This window comes from uncultured Adlercreutzia sp. (genome assembly GCF_958431955.1).
Taxonomy (GTDB): Bacteria; Actinomycetota; Coriobacteriia; order Coriobacteriales; family Eggerthellaceae; genus Adlercreutzia.
In genome coordinates, this window is sequence record NZ_CAUASN010000014.1 from 37,121 (window position 1) to 59,144 (window position 22,024).

At 66.6% G+C, this 22,024-nt stretch carries 17 protein-coding genes; 8 read left to right on the forward strand and 9 right to left on the reverse strand.

Annotated features, from left to right (window positions below; translation table 11 throughout):
• Positions 1-123: 123 nt before the first annotated feature.
• Positions 124-1,515 carry a 4Fe-4S binding protein gene (locus Q5064_RS05980; protein ID WP_302963027.1) on the forward strand — a complete coding sequence of 464 codons (1,392 nt, stop codon included), beginning with the start codon at positions 124-126 and terminating at the stop codon, positions 1,513-1,515.
• A 107-nt stretch (positions 1,516-1,622) separates the two neighbouring features.
• Here Q5064_RS05980 and Q5064_RS05985 read toward each other — a convergent pair whose 3' ends face one another.
• Both Q5064_RS05985 and Q5064_RS05990 read right to left on the reverse strand, forming a co-directional pair.
• Entirely contained in the window at positions 1,623-3,074 is a 1,452-nt protein-coding gene (locus Q5064_RS05985; RefSeq protein ID WP_302963028.1) for a cell wall metabolism sensor histidine kinase WalK, read from the reverse strand.
• Positions 3,071-3,751, reverse strand: coding sequence for a response regulator transcription factor (locus Q5064_RS05990; protein WP_302963029.1), 681 nt, complete (start codon positions 3,749-3,751; stop codon positions 3,071-3,073). Before Q5064_RS05990 ends, Q5064_RS05985 begins: the two co-directional genes overlap by 4 nt.
• A 175-nt stretch (positions 3,752-3,926) precedes the next feature.
• Between Q5064_RS05990 and Q5064_RS05995 the strand changes: the two genes are divergently transcribed.
• From Q5064_RS05995 to Q5064_RS06005, 3 genes are all read left to right on the forward strand, one after another.
• Entirely contained in the window at positions 3,927-4,916 is a 990-nt protein-coding gene (locus Q5064_RS05995; protein ID WP_302963030.1) for a polyphosphate polymerase domain-containing protein, read from the forward strand.
• Between the two features lie 139 nt (positions 4,917-5,055).
• Positions 5,056-5,751 (forward strand): DUF4956 domain-containing protein, encoded by a 696-nt coding sequence (locus Q5064_RS06000; RefSeq protein WP_302963032.1) that lies wholly within the window; start codon positions 5,056-5,058, stop codon positions 5,749-5,751.
• 75 nt (positions 5,752-5,826) lie between these two features.
• Complete coding sequence (locus Q5064_RS06005) at positions 5,827-8,100, forward strand: carbohydrate-binding domain-containing protein (protein ID WP_302963034.1); 2,274 nt, start codon at positions 5,827-5,829, stop codon at positions 8,098-8,100.
• Positions 8,101-8,367: 267 nt separating this feature from the next.
• Here Q5064_RS06005 and Q5064_RS06010 read toward each other — a convergent pair whose 3' ends face one another.
• The 7 genes from Q5064_RS06010 to Q5064_RS06040 form a co-directional block, all read right to left on the reverse strand.
• Positions 8,368-9,048 (reverse strand): molecular chaperone, encoded by a 681-nt coding sequence (locus Q5064_RS06010; protein ID WP_302963036.1) that lies wholly within the window; start codon positions 9,046-9,048, stop codon positions 8,368-8,370.
• A gap of 113 nt (positions 9,049-9,161) precedes the next feature.
• Positions 9,162-10,031, reverse strand: coding sequence for a DmsC/YnfH family molybdoenzyme membrane anchor subunit (locus Q5064_RS06015; protein WP_302963037.1), 870 nt, complete (start codon positions 10,029-10,031; stop codon positions 9,162-9,164).
• 2 nt (positions 10,032-10,033) lie between these two features.
• Positions 10,034-10,621: a 4Fe-4S dicluster domain-containing protein gene (locus Q5064_RS06020; RefSeq protein ID WP_302963038.1), complete on the reverse strand. Its 588-nt coding sequence runs from the start codon at positions 10,619-10,621 to the stop codon at positions 10,034-10,036.
• Positions 10,622-13,510 (reverse strand): molybdopterin-dependent oxidoreductase, encoded by a 2,889-nt coding sequence (locus tag Q5064_RS06025; RefSeq protein WP_302963040.1) that lies wholly within the window; start codon positions 13,508-13,510, stop codon positions 10,622-10,624.
• Between the two features lie 39 nt (positions 13,511-13,549).
• A complete protein-coding gene (locus Q5064_RS06030) occupies positions 13,550-14,284 on the reverse strand; it encodes a hypothetical protein (protein ID WP_302963042.1) in 735 nt (244 codons plus the stop codon).
• A complete protein-coding gene (locus Q5064_RS06035; RefSeq protein ID WP_302963044.1) occupies positions 14,271-15,248 on the reverse strand; it encodes a 4Fe-4S binding protein in 978 nt (325 codons plus the stop codon). The genes Q5064_RS06030 and Q5064_RS06035 overlap by 14 nt, the downstream gene beginning before the upstream one ends.
• A complete protein-coding gene (locus tag Q5064_RS06040) occupies positions 15,241-15,906 on the reverse strand; it encodes a 4Fe-4S dicluster domain-containing protein (protein WP_302963045.1) in 666 nt (221 codons plus the stop codon). The genes Q5064_RS06035 and Q5064_RS06040 overlap by 8 nt, the downstream gene beginning before the upstream one ends.
• Positions 15,907-16,134: 228 nt before the next feature.
• Between Q5064_RS06040 and Q5064_RS06045 the strand changes: the two genes are divergently transcribed.
• The 4 genes from Q5064_RS06045 to Q5064_RS06060 all read left to right on the forward strand — a co-directional run bounded on the left by Q5064_RS06045 (position 16,135) and on the right by Q5064_RS06060 (position 22,003).
• Positions 16,135-17,700, forward strand: coding sequence for a helix-turn-helix transcriptional regulator (locus Q5064_RS06045; protein ID WP_302963046.1), 1,566 nt, complete (start codon positions 16,135-16,137; stop codon positions 17,698-17,700).
• A 374-nt stretch (positions 17,701-18,074) separates the two neighbouring features.
• The gene (locus Q5064_RS06050) at positions 18,075-19,454 is read left to right on the forward strand and encodes an MFS transporter (protein WP_302963047.1); all 1,380 of its coding nucleotides are present in this window, start codon (positions 18,075-18,077) and stop codon (positions 19,452-19,454) included.
• A 324-nt stretch (positions 19,455-19,778) separates the two neighbouring features.
• On the forward strand, positions 19,779-21,296 hold the full coding sequence (locus Q5064_RS06055) for an ATP-binding protein (RefSeq protein WP_302963049.1): 1,518 nt from the start codon (positions 19,779-19,781) through the stop codon (positions 21,294-21,296).
• Positions 21,293-22,003 (forward strand): response regulator transcription factor, encoded by a 711-nt coding sequence (locus tag Q5064_RS06060; RefSeq protein WP_302963050.1) that lies wholly within the window; start codon positions 21,293-21,295, stop codon positions 22,001-22,003. The genes Q5064_RS06055 and Q5064_RS06060 overlap by 4 nt, the downstream gene beginning before the upstream one ends.
• Positions 22,004-22,024 lie beyond the last annotated feature (21 nt).

A 22,024-nucleotide genomic window follows, 5' to 3' on the forward strand; every position in this document is an offset into this window, starting at 1 on the left:
GCGCGCAGAGGTCGTTGGCCACGGACGCCGGAGCCCGACGTTGAGGAGATATTAAAAGCGAGTTTGATCGGTGCCGGTTGAGGGTTTTGGGAGAGACCTTCGATTGGCAGAAGAGGAGCGATCATGGTTGAGAAGATTGATGCGGCGGCGCATCGGCATGTGGGCGCTGCTTTCGAGGCGGTGGACGGCGAGGCGATTCGCGTGCACCGCGAGCGGTGCGCCAAGGTGCGCAACCGCAATGTGGAATGCTTGAAGTGCGCGGCGGCCTGCACGTCGGGCTGCATCGCGCTCGTCGATGGCGAGCTCGTGCTTGATGCGGCCCAGTGCGTGGGCTGTGGCACCTGCGCCACGGTGTGCCCCACCTGCGCGTTGGAGGCCTTGAACCCGAGCGATGCCGAGTTGAAGGCAGCGTGCCTTGGAGCGGTGCGCGGTGGGGAAGTGGTCATCGCCTGCAGCCAGGTGGAGGCCGCGCTTGGCGAGAGGCTCGCACCAGGCGCTTGCGCATCGGTGGTGTGCGCGGGGCGGGTGGACGAGTCGCTGCTGGCGGCCCTGGCTGCCGAGGGCGTCTCGCATGTGACGGTGCTGTGCGGGCGGTGCGACCGCTGTGCCCAGCGCCATGGGCTTGAGGTGGCCGAGCTCGTAGCCGAGACGGCCCGCATGCTGCTGGGCGCCTGGGGCTCTTCCGCGGACATCGTTGTGACCGACGAGGTGCCCGAGGGCGTGCTTGCGAGCGGTGTGTCTGCCGAGGCGGCCCGTGCGGCTTGCGACGCTTTCTTCGCCGAGGAGCGTGCATGCGCGCCGATCCGGGCGAGGGAGGGCTCCGATGCGCTGGCGGGCGCTGCGGATTCGCGCGAGGCTGCCGCAGCTACCTGCGGTACCGCTTGCGGTGTCGAGGCCGGCGTGCCTGCTGGCGCCGCCAGCGCAGACGACCCTGGCACCGCCGCCACTCCTTCCGCCCCCGTGTCGCTCTCGTCGCCCGAGGCGGAGGCGGCCGATGCCACGGCCGGACCTGGCATGCGCTTCTACTGGAATTCCGGTCACAGCCGCAAGGTGGCAGCCCATTCCCTCCACGTGATGCGCGACGGCACGCTGCCGCACTTCGTGCCCGACCGGCGCGAGCGGCTGCTTGATGCGCTGGCAGCCTTGGGCGAGCCTGCGGCCCCCTCCATCGAGTGTCGCCTGGCCGGCGCGGTAGTGATCGACGCCACCCGCTGCGACTCCTGCCGCATGTGCGCCACATTCTGCCCGACCGGCGCCATCCGCAAGTTCGACGACGCCGACGGCGCCATCGGCGTGGAACACGCGCCGAGCGACTGTGTGAAGTGCCGCAGCTGCCAGGACGTGTGCCGCAACGACGCCATAACCGTGATCGATACGGTGCCCACGCGCTGGCTGCTCGGCGGCGAGACCCACCGCTACACCATGACGCCGCGCGCCGTGGCCCTCGTCGACAACCCGCACCAGATTCTGGACACGTTCCGGCAAACCTTCAACGGAGACATTTTCGAGAGGTAGCAGGTCGCCTTCTCCCTGCACTACCCGGCGACCGATCTGCCCCGCCCCCGAGCCCCCTATCCTCTTCACGGCTCGGGGGCATTTCTTTGCCCAGCTGAGCGGGATCGCTAGGCCAAAGGCAGGACGAGGGTGAAGGTGGTGCCGGCCTCGGCGGTGCTCGCCACGGTGAGCGTGCCCTTGTGCGCCTGGGCGATATCCGAGGCAATGGCGAGCCCCAGTCCGTAGCCTTCGGGGGCGGCTGGTCTCTCGCCGGCCTGGGTGCGCGCCTTGTCCGCGCGGTAGAAGCGGTCGAACAGGTGCGGCAGGTCCTCGGCGGCGATGGGCTCTCCGGAATTGCGCACGGCCAGCACGGCGTGGCTGCCTTCTTTCCCCAGCCGAACCTCTACCGTGCCTCCCGCGTCGGTGTACTTGCAGGCGTTGTCCAAGAGCACGGCCACGAGTCGTTGCAGCCGCGTGGCGGCTCCGCGCACCTGCACGCCCTCGACAACGGTGCTCTCCCAGGTGATTTCGCGCTCGAAGGCCACCGCCTCGAAGGTGAGGGCCTCGCCCTCCACCAGGCGGCTGAAGTCGAGCACTGGCACCGGCTGGTCTGCGGGGGCAGCGTCGGCCGGACGGGCCAAATCCAGCATGTCGGCCACGAGAGCCTGCATGCGCTCGGCCTCCATCTGCGTGCTCTCCACCCATTGGGCTTGGCTCGCGATGGTCTCGGCGCCCCGCTGCCGCAGGATGGCGTTGTTGGCCAGGATGACCGTGAGCGGGGTTTTCAGCTCGTGGGACGCATCGGCGATGAACTGCTGCTGCTGGCTCCAGGCGCGCTGCACCGGCCCCAGGGCCCAGCGGGAGAACAGGATGTTCAGCAGGAACAGCAACGCGAGGGCGAGCACTCCCACGGCCGCAAGGCCCAGGGCGAGCCCCCGCCAGCCGTCGACCGCCCCTCCGTCGGCGAAGGCCACGATGGCGACGCCGCCGATGTCGCGCTTCGCGTAGAATAGCCGCTCCTCGGGCAGGTAACCACGCTCGCTTTCCGAGGCCAGCGCCGTCCGCAGCGCCCCCGAGAGCACGCTTTCGGGCACCGAGGCCGTCGAATGGTCAATGGCCTGCAGGGCCGTGCCGCCCTCACAGTAGTAGACGGCCACGGGCAGGGAATTCTCGCTGCCGCGCCGGTGCTCCCCGCCGATCTGGGGCGGCGCGAAGGCCTCGGCCTCGCCGGCGGAGTCTTCGGCGCCGTCTGCCCCCGCGCCCCCGTCAGCGCCCCCGTCTGCCGACTCCGCCGTGCCGCCGGCATTGGGGTCGCCCGGCGCATCGGCCGCGTTGCCGGCTCCGTCGTCTTGCTGGGGCAGCTGCGGCAGCAGCCCGCGGTCGGGGACGAGGGGCGGCTTCTCCACGGCTCGCGCCGTGGCCTGGCGCAGCGTGCGGTACACCTCGTCTGCGTCGCCGCGGTAGTCCATGTAGCAGATGGCGGCGAAGGAGGCCGCCAGCACAAGGGCCGCCAGCGCCATGTTCAGGGCGACGAACTTCACCCGCAGGCGCCGCAGCAGCGCGGGGGTGGCCTGCCTCATTGGGCAGCGCCTTCCGCGAACCGGTAGCCCACGCTGCGGATCGTCTCGATCTTCGCCGTCGAGCCCACATGCGCCATCTTCTTCCGCAGAAATGAGATGTAGGCCTCGACGTTGTTGTCGCTCGCGCTGGAGCCCGGCCCCCAGGCGCGGTTGATGAGCGCCTCCTTCGAGATGACCGCGCCGGGCGATCCCAGCAGGATGCGCGCGATGGCGAACTCCTTCTGGGAGAGGCGGATGGTGTTGCCGCCGCAGGTCAGATCGAGGCTCTCCAGATTCAGGGTGAGGTCTCCCGCCGCGAGGGTCTCGAAGACCACATCGCCCTGGCGGCGCGTGAGGGCGCGCAGGTGCGCCATGAGCTCTGCCGGGGAGAAGGGCTTGGTCATGTAGTCGTCGGCGCCCGAGTCCAGCCCGCGGATCTTGTCGGTGGTGGCATCGCGGGCCGTGAGCAGCAGGATGGGCGTGCTCACGTGGGCGCGACGCAGGCTCTGGGCCACGGTGAAACCGTCGGCTTTCGGCAGCATGACATCCAGGATGATGACGTCGTAGACGCCCGTCGTGCCGTAGTCGATGGCCGCCTGCCCGTCGTGGACCGCGTCCACGGTATAGCCGTTATCTTCCAAGATGCGCGCGAGAGCCTCGGCGAGGCGCACGTCGTCTTCCACCACCAGAATGCGCATGGGGCTCCTTGTCGAGGTCGGGGCCTGGGCCCGGGCGCCTTGCGGGCGCGGGCTTTTCCGTCGGCTCCATTGTAGCGCCGCGCCTGAAAGCAAGCTGAAAGGAAACGCCTGCTTCAGGGACTTTTCAGGAACTCCCCCTATGATAGCCGCCGTCGAGATACGGAAAGGAGGCGCCGTGGCCGCCTACAACAGCGTCTTCAAGCGCGTGGAGAAGAAGTACCGCATCGACGAGTCCCAGCGCCGCGCCATCGAGGCGGCGGCCGGGGCGTCGATGGCCGTGGACGCCTACGGCCGCTCGCGGATCACCAGCTTGTACTTGGACACGCCGGAGCGCGCCATGATCGCGCGCTCGGTGGAGAAGCCCCTCTACAAGGAGAAGCTGCGCCTGCGCGCCTACGGCGAGCCCGCCGGGGCTGCCCTCATGGGCGCGTTCGCGGCGGGTCCCCTCATGCGCACGGCTGACGGTGCGCCGCTGTCGGATGCCGAGGTGGAAGCCCGTGCTGGCGCCTATGCACCGGCCTCGGGGAGCGGATCCTTCGACCCCCTCTCGGCGGTTGTGTTCTTCGGCATCAAGAAGAAGTTCAAGGGCATCGTGTACAAGCGGCGCCTCGCGCTCACGTTGCCGGCGGCCCTTGCCTTCGTGAGCGGCCTTTCCTACGAGCAGGCCTGTGCCCGCTGGCCGCTGCCCGACGCCGGGCAGGCTGCGGCCGCCCTGGCGCCGGCGACGCGCCAGATTGCCCGCGAGTTGGAGGCGGCCATGGACCGCTGGCTGCCGATCGTGCCCTCTATGGGCATCGCCTGCGACCGGGAAGCCTGGGCCTTCCAGCCGCAGACGTTGCTGACCCATGCGGCTGACGGCGGTCTTTTCGACCCCGAGCTGCGCATCACCTTCGACGACTGCCTGCGGTACCTCGACTGCCACGAACCGGCTTCGCCGTGGCGCCCCATCATCGATGCGCGCGAGGCCATTATGGAGATAAAGAGCGCCGGCCCGTATCCGCCGTGGCTCGTGGAGGCGCTCTCGGCGCACGCCGTCTACCCGGCCTCGTTCACCAAGTACGGCAACGCCTACCAGATGGCGTCACGAAGAGCCGATGCGAAAAAATGGCCAAAAAGGGCCTCGAGTGAGCTGCCGCAGGCTCTGAGGAGGGCTGCAGCTATCTGAATTCGTTAAATCGAAGGCCGCGAAGAGGCGTTCCGGAGGCGAGAACAGCCTGTTTTGCGTCCCGCGCTACGAAGAAGAGCGCACTCGACGGCATTTTTGGCCAAATTTTCAAATCGACTTGCGAAAAGAAAGGAAAACCATGTTCGATTCCACCTTCACCTCCGTATTCGGGACGGCTGATTCGCTCGTAGGTGCCGTGTCCGCCACTGATTTCCTGCTCTGCTGCGCGTTCTCAGTGGTGCTGGGGGCGGCCTGCGCGGCTGTGTACATGTTCCGTCACAGCTACTCGAAGAACTTCGTCGTTACGCTGGCCCTGCTGCCGCTTATCGTGCAGATGGTCATCACGCTGGTGAACGGGAACCTCGGCGCGGGCATCGCGGTCATGGGCGTGTTCAACCTCGTGCGCTTCCGCTCCATTCCCGGTTCGGCAAAAGACATCGGCAGCGTGTTCCTGGCCATGGCCATCGGCCTGGCCACGGGCATGGGCTTTTTGGGGCTCGCCGTCGTGTTTACCGTGGTGGTGGCCGTGGTGAACCTGCTGTTCGTGCTCACGCCCTTCGGGCGGCTGCGCGAACCCGGCAAGACGCTGCGCATCACCATCCCCGAGGATCTGGAGTACGACGGTGTGTTCGACGCGGTGCTCGGGCGCTATGCGGCCGAGTCGGAGCTGGTGGAGGTGACGACCACGAACATGGGCAGCCTCTTTCAGTTGACCTACCAGCTGCGTATGCGCGAGGCGGGGCTGGAGAAGGCCATGATCGACGAGCTGCGCTGCCTGAACGGGAACCTGAAGATCTCGCTGGGCATGACGCCCCAGGCACGAGAAACGCTGTAGCGCTGCGGGACGATTCCCCACACGGGGCGGTTTCCTGAATGAAATAGAAACGTACTATTAACTGGGAGGACTTACATGATGAAGACAAACATGATGAACGGTGCGGTTGAGCGGCGGCGACGGTGGGCGCGCGGGGCTCTGGCTTCGGCGCTGGCGGCCACCCTGGCACTGTCCGGCTGCGCGGGCGGCACTTACGACGACGCGACCGAGGACGGCGAGAGTGTAGCGGCATCCCCGGCGGTCGATGCCGCTACGGGCGAGGTGGACTGGGATGCGCTCATCGATATCGACGGGATGGACTTCGATTACTCCGATCGCGACAAGGACGCTTCCTACGATGCCGCCTCGGCAACGAAGATCGCGCTTTCGGGCACGGGTGCCACGGTGGAGGGCGACGGTGCTGCCGTGGAGGGATCCACGGTGACCATCACGGCCGCTGGCACCTATGTGGTGTCGGGCGAACTCGCCGATGGGTCGCTCGTGGTGAACGCGAGCGATCAGGACAAGGTGCAGGTGGTGCTCGACGGCGCGACCATTCGCCATGCCGACGGCGCTGCGTTCGAGGTGCAGCAGGCCGACAAGGTGTTCGTCACGCTGGCCGACGGCTCGCAGAACACGCTCGCGGACGGCACGGAGTACGTGCTCGCCGACGGGGAAGACGAGCCGAATGCCGCCCTGTTCTCCAAAGACGACCTGACCATCAACGGAAGCGGCGCCCTCACGGTGGAGGGCAACTACCGCCATGGCGTGAATTCCAAGGACGACCTGGTCGTTACCGGCGGCTCCATCACCGTGACGGCCAAGGAAGACGGTCTGCGCGGGAAGGACTGCGTGAAGATCGCCGACGGCTCGTTCACGGTGACGGCGGGCGGCGATGGGGTGAAGTCGAGCAACGACGAGGACCCGACGCGCGGCTTCGTGTCCATCGACGGCGGCACGTTCGCCTTGGATGTGCAGGACGATGGCGTGCAGGCTGCCACGTATCTGCGCGTCACCGGCGGCGAAGGCACGGTGAAGGCGGCCGACCACGCGTTCCGCTCGCAGGTGGAGGCGGCTATGACCGGCGGAGAATTCACGGTGGAGGCCGGCGGCAAGGGCATGAATCCCGAGACTCGCTTCACCATGGACGGCGGCACGCTGAACATCACCGGAAGCGACGAGGGAATCGAGGCCGAGGAGGTTATCGTCAACGATGGCGAGCTGAACATCGTGGCGAGCGACGACGGCATCAACGCGGCCGTGGCCGAGTGGAGCGATGAGAGCGCAACTGCCGACGGGTCTTCCGCGGAGGGAGTTGCCGCCGACGGAGTTGCTGGGGACTCCGGTACCATCGAGGGCGAGATGCCCCAGCAGCCGGAAGGCGGAGAGCCCCAGCAGCCGCAGGGCGAGGCGCCGAACGGCGACGATGCGGCCGCCGGCGCGCCGCGCGGCGCGATGCCCGAAGACGGCCAGGCGCCGGAGCCCCCCGAGGGATTCGGCGGCCAGGACGGAACTGACGGCCCGATGCCCGAGCTGCCCGAAGGCGAGGTGCCGACGATGCCCGAAGACGGCCAGATGCCGGAGCCTCCCGAGGGGTTTGACGGCCAGATGCCCGAGCGGCCCGAAGGGGCGGAAGGCGGCCAGATGCCCCAGGGAGGCCGCGGCGACATGGGCGGCATGGGTGGCGCGGGCGGTCCTATGGGGGCCAATGCGAGCGAGGGGTGCCTCATCCAGATCAACGGCGGCACGGTGACTATCCAGGCCGGCGGCGATGCCGTCGATTCCAACGGGTACATCGAGGTGACGGGCGGCATGCTGCTCGGTGTCAGCTCCGGCAACGGCGACAGCGCTCTCGACTATGAGTACGGCGCCACCATCACCGGCGGCACGGTGCTTTTGGCGGGCTCGGCCGGGATGGCCGAGTCGTTCACCGAGGGCACGCAGCCCTTCGCGTTGGTGATGGCTCAGGGCTCTGCCGGCGCGAAGGTGACGGTGGCCGATGCGGCTGGCACGACGGTGGTCGATTACACGGCTCCGGTTGCCTTCCAGTGCGTCGTCGTCTCGGCCCCGCAGTTGGCGGAGGGCGATGCGGGCACGGTGTCCGTCGACGGTGCGGCGACCGAATTCACGGCGTCCACGACGCCGACATCCGGCGGCATGGGCGGCCAGCGCGGCGGCATGCGGGGCGACTTCTCCGATGGCGAGCAGTCGCAGGGCGATGGCGGCCAGGGTCGCGACTTCGGCGGTCGCCGCGGCGGGCAGAACGCCGAGGGCGCCCAGCAAGGCGAGGGCTCCCAGGGGCAGGGGGAAAGCACCACAGCGGGATCGAACGCGGCGGCGGGAGGCCCCCAGGGCGAACTGGTCGCCTAGCGCCAACGCCCCGCGATTCTTTTTTCGTGCGAATTGGCTTGGTTTGAACGGGTTTGTGACGCAAAACGCCGCCCCGGCGCTCGTCGAGAGCAGTCGGGGCGGCGTTTTCCCAGGTCGCTCATTTTGCAGGTGGCGAGTTTGCCGCCCGCTGGTCACAAAACCGTGATTTCCAAGCCAAAAACGCGCCCATGCGCTACACTCTTCCCAGCAGAACGCGGCGGAAGTGCCGTTGCGCGGCCCGAACGCCGCGCCCATGCGCTTCCGTATCTACGCTGCCTGCGGCTGCTCGGTGCTGAAATAAGCCCTTTCCTCGCCGATGAAAGCCTCCGTTAGCGAGAGAACACCCCGGTAGAATCGGGTCTCGACCATGAGACGCGCCTGGGCGATGAAATCGGCGATCCATGAATCCACATGGGCGGCGAAGAAGGCGCGCTGGCTCTCGGCGATCTTCTCCATTTCGGCCTCTCGGCCCGACTCGAGCGATTGGCGCGCTTCATCGCAAAGGTGGGCCAAATAGGTGAAAATGAACGACAGGTGGTCTTCGGGCAGGTCGATGCCTTCGGGAACGCGCAGGTGGTGGACACGCAGCTCTCGGTACACCTCGCTGCGCGCCTCGCCCATGAGGGCTGCCGGGCCATCGGTTCTGAACAGCGACTCGAAAGGCTGGGCCGTGCGGCCTTCTCGGGTGCGAATGCCGTAGAAGGCGCCAGTGAAGTCGGCGGCCAATTCCTCTTTGGTGCCCGTATGGCGCAGGCGCAGGGCTCCGCACAAGTCGCGGTAGGCCGGCGCGAAGGGGGAGTCGCTCTCTTCGGCCAGACCAGCGAGGTCGCTCGTGGCCAGTGCATCGATCTGCTCCTCGGATAGTGGCTGGAAATACAGCGAGGCGAGCATACGGTACAGGGAGGCGCGGTCTTCGAGAAGGTCGATGGCGTAAACGGGGTTGGTCATGGCGGTCTCCTTAGGTGACGAGTGGGTGGGCCGGGACGATTCGCTGGACGCGTCGTCCCGCAGGGGCCGAGGGAAAGTGCCGAGAAGGGGCTTTCCCTCGGCTGAGGGAAACGCTACAGGTGCAGCATCACGCTGGGGATGCCGTGGGAGAACAGGTCGATGTAGCCGGTGGCGCAGGCCCACATGAGCATGCGCAGGGCTACACCCCCGATGGCGGCGCAGGCCACGCCGACCACGGCCAGAGGGATAGGCGACTTCGCTGCCAGCGCGGTCATGCCGGCAATGGCGCAGGCCAGCACGCCGATGATGCCACACGCCACGATCCCGCCCCAGAACAGGATCCCTTGGGCCGCGGCCACGTCAAGGCCGAGGAACAGCCCGTAGGCGAGAATGCCCACGGCATCCACGACAGCGCAGACGAGCACGGCCGGCCACAGCTTGCCGCCCAGCTCCCCGGCACCGGCCGTCCCGTCGGCCGACGTCTTAGTCGTGGCCGCCACCAGGGCGTAGGCAAAGGCGCCCAGGGCGAGAGAGGTGCCCAGGTAGGCCAGGGGCAGTGTCTCGGTGCTCCAGGTGGGCTGGGCGTCGATCACATAGCCATGGCCGCAGAAGAACCCGATGGCGATGCCGAAGATCGCCGCCAGTACCGCCACGACCCGCACGGCGCCGTCGCGGCCCTCCTCGCGGGTGAGCACTAGATAGGCCGCACCTACGATGACGTTGGCGCCCAGAAGCATGAGCTCGATAGAGATACCCGAGAACGACAGCAGGTTCGTCACGGCGCTGATGGCGTTCAGCGGAGAGGCCAGGTGGGCCACCGAGCACAAACCGCCGATCACGAGCAGAGCCAGTGCGCACCAGACGGCGCGGCGGCGCACCGTGCGCGATCCGCCGAGCAGCTGGGAAAGTCCGGCGAAGGCGAGCATAGCGCCACCGGCTCCGGCCAGCAACGAGAACAGAACGAGGGGCCATTGGATCGCCATGGTTACACCAGCTCCTTCCAGGAAGCGAACTTGGGGGACAGAATGTAGCGCGTGAGCGGCTTGGCGTTATGGGGGTCGGGCAGGGTGTGGATGGCCTCCTCCGGGTACTTCGCGAGCTCGCGGCTCACATCGGAATCCGGATCATCGTAGTCGCCGAAGAAGCGCGCGCCGCAGTTGCAATTGTGGACGCAGGCCGGCACGCCATCGCCGTCAGCGGTGATCTGGGCGCACAGCGTGCACTTCTGCACCACGCCGGCATCCTCGTTGAATTGGCGCACGCCGTAGGGGCAGGCATAGATGCAGTACTGGCAGCCGATGCACTTCTCCTTGTCGATGAGCACCATGCCGGTTTCGGGATCCCGGTAGCTGGCGGCCGTGGGGCACACGTGGACGCAAGCGGGATTCTCGCACTGCTGGCACTGCGAGGGCAGCCAGTACTTCTCCACGTTGGGGAAGGTGCCCGTGGGGCCCACGGCGATGACCTTGTTGTAGAAATGGCCCAGGGGCAGCTCGTTTTCCAGTTTGCAGGCGACGATGCAGCTGTCGCAGCCAGAGCAGCGGTCCAGGTTGATCAGCAGGCCCTTGCGCATTTAGAACACCTCCTCGGTGACAGGTTCGCCCGAAAGCGTGGGCATGAACGGTTGGAACTGCTCGCTCTCGATCCAGATGCGCTCGGGGCGCTCGGTCTTCTCGATCTTCACCGTGAAGGCGCGGTAGCTGTTCGTGGCGAAGCAGGGGTTTTGGAACTCGTCGGCGGACATGATGTTGTAGCCGCATTCCTCGATGCCGGGAGTGATGGACTCTTGCGTCTCGTCGAAGCACTCGGGGTTCCAGAAGCGCTCGGTGATGAGCACTCCCGGGGCGATACCCTGGGTGAGATAGGCGCGCGCATTGGATGAACCGCGGCGCGAGGTGATCTTCACCCAGTCCAGGTGCTCGATGCCGTATTTCGCCGCTGTGTCGGGATTGATCTTCAGCTCGGGCGCGGGCATGACCTCGCGGACGAAGGGCGCGTGGCGCATGGTGCCGTGATGGAAGTGGGGCAAGCGTCCCGTGGTGATGACGAGCGGATACTCCGGATCGTAGCCCTCGGCGCTCTCAAGCGGGCTTTCCGTGGGTTCCTTGAAGGTGCAGATGGGGTCGTAGTCGTCGCAGGCCGGCTGTTCGAAGGGGTACATGTAGGGGAAGCCGGTGCGGGCCAGGCGCAGCATGGCTTCGGAGTACACGTCCACCTTGCGCGACATCGTGGCGAACCCGCGGGGCAGCCCGTCGCTCACCGGCTCCTTGTACTGGTAGTAGGCCATGTAGTCGTCCATAGGCTCCTCGGTGAAGCGGTGGTCGATGTCGTCGAGCATCTCCTGCCAGCTTTCTTTGCCCATCTGCTCGGCCCAATCGGCTCGTGCCGCCTCAAGGCTCTCGTAGAAGGGCACCTTGTAGGCGTCGGGGTCGAACACGTTCTCGGCGCCGAGCTTCTCCACGGCAGCCTCGGCCACCTGGTAGGGGGAGACGAAGGGATTCACCGTCTCGCCGAGATGCGTTACCTGGCAGCGGGCGTAATGACGGTTGAAATGGGTGCCCGGCGCTTCGTAGGAGTCGTATTCCAACCATTCGGTGGTGGGCAGGAACAGGTCGACGCTCTGCACGGTGAACGAGGTCATGTTGGGGTACTGCTGGATGACGAAGTCCTGCTCGTCGTAGGCCTTCTTCCACTCCAGCGTGGGGCCCATGACTGCGTACTTGTTGCCCGACATCTCGTACATCACGCGCGGGCGATAAGGCTCGCCGGTGGTGATGGCCTGCCGCAGCTCCTTGGGGGCGCAGGTCTGCCACTGGTGGATGCCCTTGTGCTCGTTGGCGCCCATGGTGTCGCAGCGTGACTGGAAGAAGTAGCGCTGCATCTCCTTGCCGTCGCGGCCCTTGGCGTCCCATCCGGCCACGATGGCGTCCAGCTGGCGGTCGTTTTCGGCCTTGGTGAGTCCTGTCGTCCAGCCGAGGCCGTAGCGCTCGAAGGTGGAGGAGAACACGCCCAGGCGCTGAGTCGGGCGATCGGCGGTGCGGCTAGCGGCACCGTGGTTCTGGAAAGCGGAGCAGGGAGACTCCACATAGCCGAGCAGCGCGTCGATGGCGAGCGCCCCCAGAGGTGCGGTGGAGGAGTTCTCCTGGTGGTCGGAGAACACGCCGTTGGACAAGCCGCCGAAGTCGGCCTTAGCGTACAGCTCTACAGCTTCGCGAATGCGCTCGGGATCGAGCCAGCAGGTCTCGCCGGCGGCCTCGAGCGTCCAGGGCTCGGCCTCTTCCTTGTAAATCTGCCCCGCCGTTTTTGCCTCCTTGCCGTTCACGGTGGCGGTGGCGAAGATGACCGGATCGACCGCGCAGTTCTCGGGGGCGGTGAAGGGGAAGGGTTGGATGGAGTTGGTTTTCGCGTCGAAGCAGACGAAGGCCGGGGTGTCGTAGACGCCGGCGGGATCGGCGGCGGGGTTCACGTAGTCGGGCCACACCTCCTCGGCGCGATAGGCCAGGCGCGTCTCGGGGTTGATGAGGAAGGGCAGGTTGGTCCAGTGCTTGACGAATGCCTCGTCGTACAGATTGTTCTCGATGATATGGTGGATCCACGACAGCATAAGGGCGCAGTCGGAGCCGGGGCGCACGGGAAGCCACACATCGGCTTTGGTGGCCTCGGCGGTCATATAGGGGTCCACGACGATGGTCTTCACGCCGAGGTTCGACCGGGCGTCGGTCAGCCCGTGGCCGCCGTGAGCCGCCTTGGAGGAGTGCGGTTGGCTGCCCCACAGCACGAAGACGCGCTCCGTGTCGTCGCGGCGGGTGCCATCAAGCTCAGCGTTGTCGGTGATGCCCACCCAGCGATCCACGTTGTCCATGTCAACGCAGCAGTTGAAGCCCACCGAGGTGGTGGAGACGAAGTCGCGCGGCATGGCGCACTGGCAGGCGCCGGAGGCAAGCGAGTTGCAGCCGCCGAAGGTGTAGTCGAGCCCGGAGGTCTCCCACTCGATGTAGGCGCCGCCGCCTCCGCGAGCGCTCCAGTAGGAGTAGGGGCCGTACTTCTTCACGGCCGTGGCAATCTGCTCGCCGGCCAAATCCACGGCCTCTTCCCAGCTGATCGCTTCCCACCGGTTCTCGCCGCGCTCGCCGACGCGCTTCATGGGGTGCAGCACATGGCGGGGGCTGTACACGGTCTGGATTTGCGACAGGCATTTCAGGCACACGCCGCCTTTGTTCAGGGGGCCGTCCGGATCGCCCTCGATTTTCACGACGCGGCCGTCCTCGGTGTACACGCGCACGGGGCAGCAGTTGGTGCAGCCATGGCAGGCGGTCTTGTGCATCACGCGCTCCACAGATCCGGCGGCGAAGGCCTGATCGGTCTCCTCGAGCAGCGGGATCGAGCCGGCGGCCGTAAGGGCCGCGCCCGTGGCCGCTGCGGCCTTCATGAAGCCGCGTCGGCTGATGGTTCCCTTGGTCATGGGGTCCTCTCTTTCCTCTCTACGATCAAAACGGTGTTCTTAACGAAGTTGCTGCAATACCTTCATTCCCCTCTCTGTGATCTTCCATCCATCGTTCCAGGCAAGGCCGCCCGAGCGTTCCAGTGCGTCCACGAAGAAGCTCGGCTGCAGGGGTTGATTTGAGGTGGTGCTCGCGAAGGTGCCGGCGGGCCGGGTGCGCAACAGCGCCTCGATCTCCTTGAAAGTGCGCTGCTCGCGGCAGAAGTCCATAAGGTCCAGGTAGGTGGTAAGCCGCTGGGGCACAAGGTCGAAGAGGTGCTGCAGTCGCTTCTCGGGCGCAAGGTCCTCGGCCACCTGCTCGCCAACCGGGGTGGTTACCACGGCATAGGCGAAGGTGGCATCCTCGATCTCGTCGGGGGTGAGCCCCGCCTTGGCCTGGGGCGTCAGGGGCCGGCCCGTCTCGTCCAGCTCCAGCCAGTACAGGCCGCCGGCGTGCACGAGGGTGCGGATGAGCCGGTAGGGGCTTTGGGCCACCGAGGAGAACTCGGGACAGGCCCGGGCCGCCTCCTCGGCTTCGGCGAGCGTGCGCTGGGTGGTGCAGAAGGTAAGCAACTTGAGGAAGATCTCGCGGTGCAGGGGCGCCCGGTTCACCGTCTCGGCGAGGGCGGCCACGGCTTCCTCGAAGGTGGCCTCGGCGCTGGCGTCGGCCTCGGGTGCCGATGCGGGGTCGGCGGGCTTGGGCGCGAGGGCGTCGGTGGCGGCATCGCGGGGCGCGGGCGTGCTAGCGGTTTTCACGGGTCAGTCCTTTCTTCGTGAAGCGGATGGCGTCTGCGGGACAGGCGGCGGCGCACTGGCCGCAGCGGGTACACTCGGCCAGGGCCCGGTCGCCCAGATCTTCCGCCGGATCGATGAACTCGGGGCAGGCGGCGGCGCACACGGTGCAGGGCGTGCCGTCCTTGCGCAGGCAGAGTCCGCGGTCGATCTTGGGACGCGTGGTCTTGTTGAAGTTGGCCACGAGTGACATGAGGGCGCTGATGGGGCAGAAACGATGGCACCATTTCCGCAGCAGGGTGAGTTCGGCTACGATGATGAGGGGAAACACGATGAGGTCCACGGTGGGCTCGTTGAATCCGACGAGACGGTAGAGGGCGATGGCCGTGGCGAAGGTGAGGCCTACCGGGCAGATGAGGCAGAACACGGGAAACCCGCAGATCGCCGCCGACAGAAGGGAGCCTCCGAGCACCACGTGGCGTCCGTCCACCTTCGCGAACCGTCGCTTGGCGGCGCCATCGGAGGGGGCGAGGGGCTTTTCGCCGCAGCCCGCGCAGTCGGCGCAGGCTGCCAGGCGCCCGCTCACGTGCTGAGCCGCCTCGATGCGCGCCGCCTTATCGGTCTCGCGGCGCTTCTTTCCCGATAGGAACCGGTCGAGCGGCGGGATGGGGCACACCCAGCTGCAGAGAGCCTTGCCCACGAGCAGCACCGCCGCAGCGGCCACGGCCAGGATGATTACGGCTCGCGCCACGAAGGTCCCGACGCCGAAGAGCGATTCCAGCGCGCCGAGGGGGCAGACCGCTGCGATGGAATCGTAACCCACCGAGCAGAGGGTGCCCGAGCCGATGCCGGCTGCCAGGCCGATGGCGAGAAGGGCGAACACGATGCCCGGGGCGTACCGGCGCACACGGCTCACCTTCGAGCGGCCGCCCTCCTCCGGCTGCGTGGAAATCTCGGCGCCGTTCCCGGGGGTTGTCGACTTAGCCATGCCACACCTCCACATTGATGCCGCGCTTGTTGCTGGCGTCGTAGTTGCGGTAGGCGCTCGTGGGGCAAACGTACTCGCAGGCGCCGCAGCCGTTGCAGCGCTTTTCGTCCACCACCAGGCGCCCGTTCTCGTCCAGGGACAGGGCGTCCCACTCGCAGGCATCGATGCAGGGCGCATTGCACGTGCCCGAGATGCCGTACAGCTGGCACTCGGCTTCGTCCACCACGGCCATGCCGATCTTGTCCACATAAGGATCGAAAGCCGTAAGCGCCCCGGTGGGGCAGGCAGCGATGCAGCGGAAGGCGCCGTCGCACATGTCGCAGTAGCCCTCGCGGAAGTCCATGATCGGCAGCCGCGCTCCGATCATGCCGGGGGCGAGCCCCTCCACGCCGATGGCAGCAAGCGGGCAGGCCGCCCGGCAGCGGTCGCAGCGGATGCACGCGCCCCAGAACTGGTCGGCGTCCTGGCCTCCCGGCGGTCGCAGACGGTCGGTCTCGCCGCCGAAGGCCACGGTGGCGCCCCCGAAAGCCAGAAGCCCTGCGGCCATCGCGGCCCCGCCGATGAGCGATCGGCGGCTGAGGCCCGGCCTTTGAGGGCGTGCCGCTCCGCCATCCTCTTGGAGGCTCGTGGCGGAATCCGTTTTCTCCCTCGTTTTCACGTTCTCCCCATTCCTCGTCTCTTCATCTTTCCCTGCGCCCTTATCGGCGCGGGGAATCTGCTACACTTCCGGGAGGCTCATCCACTCGTCAAAGCCGAGCCTCCCGTTGACGTTTAGATTAGGGGCTGAATCGGGCGCTGAACATTCTTCGAAGCGCTGTAAATTGCGATAAGCGGTTCTCCACTAAAACGCTTAGGGATTGTGTTTTCGCAGGTGAAAAGAGGGGTAATGGTTGGAGTGGAAAAAGATGCATCAAAGAGGGGGAGCGCGCCCGATCTGTCGAGTCAGGTGACCGAGAGTCTCTTCCCTGTGCGCTTTCTGGGGTTCGGGTTCTTCTGGGCATGGCTCCTTTTGGCGGGAGTGACCCCTTCTCCGCTCATCGGAGCCCCGCTCTGCTTCGCGGATGCTCCCTTTGAGATGGTCGAGCTGTCGGTGCGGGCGCTGGTGCTTGCGGCGGTGCTCGTTGCCTCTCGACAGCTGGCCTCCGTCGCCGGGCAGCGCGGGCTGCTCGTGCTCGGGGTTGCGGCAAGTGCCGTGGCGGCCCCGCTCGTGCTCGCTGTGGGAGGTGCTGGCGCGGCTTCGATAGCGGCCGTGGCGGCCGCTATCGGTGAAGTATGCATGTTCCTGCTGTGGCTTTGCTTTTTCGGGTATATGAAGGTGGGGGAGACCTTCGTCCTGCTTGTGGGATCCTATGCTATCGGCTCGGTGCTCTTCCTTTTGACGGCGGCGCTGGGCTACAACGCCGTGGCGGCCGCATCGGTGCTGTTTCCCGCGCTGTCGGGAACGGCCTTTGTGCTCTCCCAGCGTCTTATGAAGGCGCGAACGGGCGAGGAGCTATTTGTCGAGGAGGCAATTCTAGGTGAGGGCGCCCAAGAGGTGGAGAAGGCCATGGAACTGCCGCCCGACGTTGCGGCCCCTCGCCATGGCGCAGCGGGCGGCAAGGAGAGTCCCGTGTGCCAAAAGGCACGCATTGGCGCGGCGCTTGCCTTGTACTCGTTCTCCTTCTCCCTCTCCTGCGGCATTTCGCTGTTCGGTGGAGAGGGGATGATCGGGGCCTTCACGGTGGAGCCGGCGGCTATGATCGTGCTGGGAGTTATCTGCGCCGCCTTCTTCAAATTCGATCATCAGCCTGATCGGCCCTACAAGCTCTATCGGGCTGTTGCCCCGCTCATCGGGACTGGTTTTCTGTTGATGGCCGTCTCGCCCCTTCCCGACGAGGTGGGCGGCTTCTGCGTTGCCTTGGGTTACGTGCTCTTCGAATTGCTGGTTCTCAACGACTGCTGCAATATCGTGAAAGCCAACGATGCGTCGCTCCTGCGCGTGATGGCGGCGGCGCGGCTGGCTATCACGCTGGGAATGTTCCTGGGCTGGCTGACGGCGTTTGCCTGCGCTTCTTTGGTAGGCGTGGCGGAAAGCGTCTCGAGTTTGGTGACCCTGGGGTTGTTCGCTGCGCTGATTTCCGTCTCGTTAGTGTTTACTGAGCACGATAGGGCCTCCTTCGCTGCCGTTGCCGACGACCGCGCCCTGTCTGAAGGCGCGTTGGCGGGACCCACCCGCGAGGAGGCGTTTGCCGCCTTCTCCGAGGAGCGGGGGCTTTCCCGGCGCGAAGCCGAGGTTGCTTCCTATCTGCTTGCGGGGCGCACGACGAGCTTCGCTGCAGAGAAGCTGTTCATTGCTGAGTCTACGGTGCGCGCTCATGTGCACAGCATCTACCGGAAGTGCGGCGTGCACTCCCGCATGGAGCTTATGGACGCTTTTGATGAATGCTGGTCGTCCAAGGCCTCGGATCTTTAGGTCGCCTTCGGGCTCGCTCTGGTAGTCGCCCAACGTCGATTCTCCGGGGAGTGCTCTTTTTTTTCGCGCGAATTGGCTTGGTTTGAACGGTTTTGTGACGCAAAACGCCGCCCCGGCGCTCGTCGAGAGCAGTCGGGGTGGCGTTTTCCCAGGTCGCTCATTTTGCAGGTGGCGAGTTTGCCGCCCGCTGGTCACAAAACCGTGTTTTCCAAGCCAAAAACGCGCCTATGCGCTACACTCTTCCCAGCAGAACGCGGCGGAAGTGCCGTTGCGCGGCCCGAGCGCCGCGCCCATGCGCTTCCGTATCTACGCTGCCTGCGGCTGCCTTCCCGGTTCTGCCGCGTTCCACGGTACGAACTCGAGAGAGGAAGGGCATGCGCACCCCGTCTTTGGCTCCGCTGCTGGCCGTGTTCTACGGCTGCGGCTTTCTGGCCGGTTTCAACGAGAATCTGGTGAACATGGCGCTTGTGGCCATCATGGGCGACTTCGCGGTGGATGCCGTGACGGCGCAGTGGCTCGTGACGGGCTACATGATCGCGGTGACTGTGGTGGTCACCTGCATGGCGTATCTGTACCGGCGTCTGCCCATGCGCACGCTGTTCTTCGCCGCCTCGGCCTTAAGCATCGCGGGCTCTGTGGGCGGCCTTGTCGCCCCCAACTTTGCGATCCTTCTGGTGGCGCGTCTCGTGCAGGCGGTGGGCACCGGCGTGTTCATCCCGCTTATGATGAACGTCATCGTCGATCGGGTGCCCCACGAGAAAATGGGCACCTACCTGGCCGTGGGCTCGGCCATGATCACCGTGGGGCCGGCCACCGCGCCCATCGTGACCGGTTTCATGGTAAGCGGCCTGGGCTGGCGCAGCGTGTTTCTCGTGCCGCTGGTCGCCGCGGTGCTTCTTGTGGTTGCGGGCGCCTTCGTGGTGCGCGATGGGCGCGAGCCGGCTACCGGTCGCTTCGACGTGCCCTCGGCGCTGCTTGTGGCCCTCGGCGTGACGCTGCTGTCGGTGGGCCTGTCGGAAGTGGCCTTGTATCCGCCGGTGGGAGCGGCCGCACTCGCGGGCTCGGCGGCGGCCCTCGGCGCCTTCGCGTGGCGCCAGGAGAAGCTGCCCCGGCCGCTCGTGTCGCTCGCGCCGTTGCATCGCCGGGTGTTCTGGCCGGCGGCCGTGCTCGTGATGATCACCATGATGACCTACTTCTCGCTGTCGGTGATGGCGCCGCTGTACTTCGAAGAGGCCGCCGGCCTTCCCGCCAGCACGGCGGGCCTGCTCATGGTGGCGCCGGTGCTGGCGAACGCGAGCGCGGCGGTGGTGGCCGGGCGCGTGCTCGACCGTCGCGGGGAATGGCCCGTGCTGCCCTTGGGGCTTGGCCTGGCAACAGCGGGGCTCGTCGCGACCATTGCCGGCGCGCTTGTCGGTTCGGTGGCGGTGGCGACGGCCGGCATCTTCTTTGGCTACCTGGGTACGGGCATGGTGCTCTCGCCGGCCCAGACGGCGGGGTTGCGCCGCTTGCCCGATGAGCTGAACTCCCATGGCGTCACCCTCATGTCCATGGCTGTGCAGCTGTCGGCATGTCTGGGGCCGGCCACCTACATCGGCGTCATGAGCGCCGCCACGGCCGGCGCAGCGGCCGCCGGTGCTCCTGCGGCCCAGGCGAGCGCCGAGGGCTTCGCCTGCGCCATGGCCGTTGCCGCCGTCGTGGCCGCCTGCGGCTTCGCATCCGCCATTGCCTACGCCCGCTTCATGCGCCGGGCATAAAACTGCGCAGCCGCGGCGGCCCCGGCCTCCGTTGCCGCCTCCCTCGAATGCGCGGTCGTGCGGCTTTCAGTCCAGTGTGCCGCGGAAGCCTCTGGCGGGGCCGTCGTGTCGCCTTGCCGCAATAAAAGGACAATAATTTCCCTGTCCTCAATTAAGGTATGCTAATGAGGTTAAGGGGGCGGCTGCCCTTTCGGAGCCGCCGTGCGAAGAAGTCGCTGCGCAAGGTTGCTGTCGTGCAAGGCCGCACAACGGGAGCGCTTGAAGTCGGCGGTGCGGATGCCGGCTGCGGAACGGCAACGCGGAAGAGGAGCGGGAGGGGGCGTTATGGCCGGGACCAGGCGGGGCCATCAGCGGCTTTCCTGGTGGCTGACGGCAGTGCTCGTCGCTGCGTTGCTTGCCGTTATTGGCATATACTCGCTGTGGAGCGCCGCCGACCAGCGCGAGGCGAGCGAGGCGAAGGTGCTCGGCGAGGCGCGGCTGCTGGCCCAGCAGATGAGCGCCGCATGGGATTACATCGACTCGGCCCAGGATGCCATCAACTACAACCATGACGGCCGCTACGACTTCAAGGGCGTGTACTGCTCGGTAGCGGGCAAGTCCATCGCGCGCATCTTCACCCAGAGCACCGATTGCGTGGTGCGCTATACCCGCGAGAACCCGCGCACGGGTCCCGACGCCCCTGATGCCTTCGAGGCGGCAGCGCTGGCGGCCTTCGAGGAAGGCGCCGAGGAATACTATGCCGTCACCACCGTGGACGACGCCTCCACCTTCCGCTATTGCAAGGCCATACCCGTGAAGCACGGTTGTCTTACCTGCCACGGCGAGCCGGCGGGCGAGCTTGACGAGACCGGCTTTCCGCGGGAAGGGTACGCGCTGGGCGACCTGGCCGGGGCTGTGAGCCTCTCCATTCCCATGGAGGTGTACGAGGCCGAGGCCCGCGAACGCACGATGGCCAATGTGGGGCTGTTCGGGGCGCTCGCAGCGGTCATCGTGGCGGTGGCCGTGGCGGTGAACGGCGCGCTGCGCCGTCAAGGCCGGCAGATGGAGGCCATGAACGACAAGTTGGAGGAGGCCAACGGGCACCTGGCGCGCATGAACGATGCGCTTCGGCAGGAAAGCGAGTACAAGTCCACCTTCCTTGCCACCATGAGCCACGAGCTGCGCACGCCGCTCGCCTCCACCATCGCGCTCGTGGACGTATGGGAGCGCGATGCCGAAGATGCTCGCCAGGCCGATCGCGCCCTCATGGGGGAGATTCGCCGCAACAGCGCCGGGCTGCTCGCCACGATCAACAACACGCTCGACGCTGCCAGCCTGGAGGCGGGGCGCTATCGAGTGGATATCGAGCCGCTCGACGTGCTGGACGTGGTGAACGCGGTTGAGCAGACGGTGCGGCCGCTGGCGGATGAGAAGCACGTGGCCTTCGCCTCGTCCATCGATGCGGATTTCCCGCTGGTGCTCACCGATCCGTCCATTGTGCACAAGGTGCTGATGAACCTGCTGTCCAATGCGGTGAAGTTCACCGATGTCGAGGGGGCGGTGAGCTTGTCCGTGAGTTTGGAGGACGGCTCGGCTGCGGCTGATCCGTGCGAGGCCGTGCTGTCTATCGAGGTGTCCGACACGGGCATCGGCATTCCGGAAGAGGAGCTGGCGACGATCTTCGAGCGATTCCGCCAGGCCGATTCGTCGATATCGCGGCGCTATGGCGGCAGCGGCTTGGGGCTCGCCCTCGTGCGCGAGATGGCCGAGCTGCTCGGGGGCAGCGCGGAAGTGGAGAGCTCGGTGGGGGTCGGGAGCGTGTTTCGCGTGCGCATTCCCTGTCGGATAATGGAGGAGCGATGAGCTTGAATGTGATGGTGGCCGACGACGACGCCAGCATGCGCCGCCTCGTGCAGACGGTGTGCGCGGAGGCGGGCTTCGAGTGCTGTGCCGCGGCGGGCGGGGAAGAGGCGCTGGAGCTGTTCCAGCGCGCGTGGCCCGATGTGGTGGTGCTCGATGTGATGATGCCGAAGGTGGACGGCTTCGAGGTGTGTCGCCGCATTCGCGAGATTGACGAGAACGTGCCGGTGCTGTTCCTCTCGGCGCGGGACGGCATTATCGACAAGCGCATCGGCTTCTCGTTCGGCGGGGATGACTACCTGGTGAAGCCCTTCAACGAGGAAGAGCTCGTCATGCGCATTGAGGCGCTGGTGCGCCGCAGCCGCCGCGGGCGCGCAGAGGGTGCCGGGGCAGCCGGATTGCAGCGCCCCGAGCGCTTCACCGTGGGGCCTTTCACCTTCGACTCCGTTCGTCACGAGGTGTTGAAGGGCGACGACTTGGTCGTGCTCACACCCAAGGAGTTTCAGCTGCTGTACCACTTGGCGAGTCATCCCGGAGCCGTGATGGGCAAAGCCGAGCTCATTGAGGAGCTGTGGGGCGAGGAATACCTGGACGGCGCCATCTCCATTGCCGTGTACGTGCGCAAAATTCGCGAGAAGATCGAGGAGAACCCCGCCAAGCCCGCCTACCTGAAGACGGTTTGGGGCGTGGGGTACTCGTTCGAGGCGTGAGGGCTTTCGGCGTATCCGCCG